This is a genomic window from Salinimicrobium oceani, from assembly GCF_012037645.1.
Window position 1 is genome coordinate 1 of sequence record NZ_JAAVJR010000395.1, and the last position, 517, is coordinate 517.

At 47.4% G+C, this 517-nt stretch carries 1 protein-coding gene; it reads right to left on the bottom strand.

Features of this window, described 5'->3' with window-relative positions:
• The coding region (locus HC175_RS17360) for an aldehyde dehydrogenase family protein (protein WP_168139558.1) at positions 1-517 on the bottom strand (517 nt) is incomplete at both ends.

Below are 517 nucleotides of genomic sequence, written 5' to 3' on the forward strand. Positions count from 1 at the left end.
TGATAATTTTTTACGGCATCCTTGTCGATAAGCGGCCCGACATGATTGTTCTCATCCAGCGGATTTCCTATGCGCAGTTGCTTGTAAGCCGCTACAATAGCGTCTTTAACTTTGTCATAGACATCTTCATGAACAATGAGTCTTCTCGTGGAAGTACAACGTTGGCCGCAGGTTCCTACCGCTCCAAAAACGGCACCTATGACAGTGTTTTTAATATTGGCATCGGGAGTAACGATGATGGCATTATTTCCGCCTAGCTCCAATAAAGATTTACCTAACCTCGCAGCTACTGCCTGGGCAACGCTCTTCCCCATTCTTATGGAACCAGTAGCCGAAACCAAAGGCACACGCTCATCTGTTGTGAGCATTTCTCCCACTTTATAGTCTCCGGTTATTAAACAGGAAATCCCTTCAGGCAAACCGGCATCTTTGAAAACACGGGCCGCAATACTTTGGCAGGCAACCGAAGTAAGCGGGGTTTTCTCTGATCCTTTCCACACGCAGTCGTCCCCGCAAA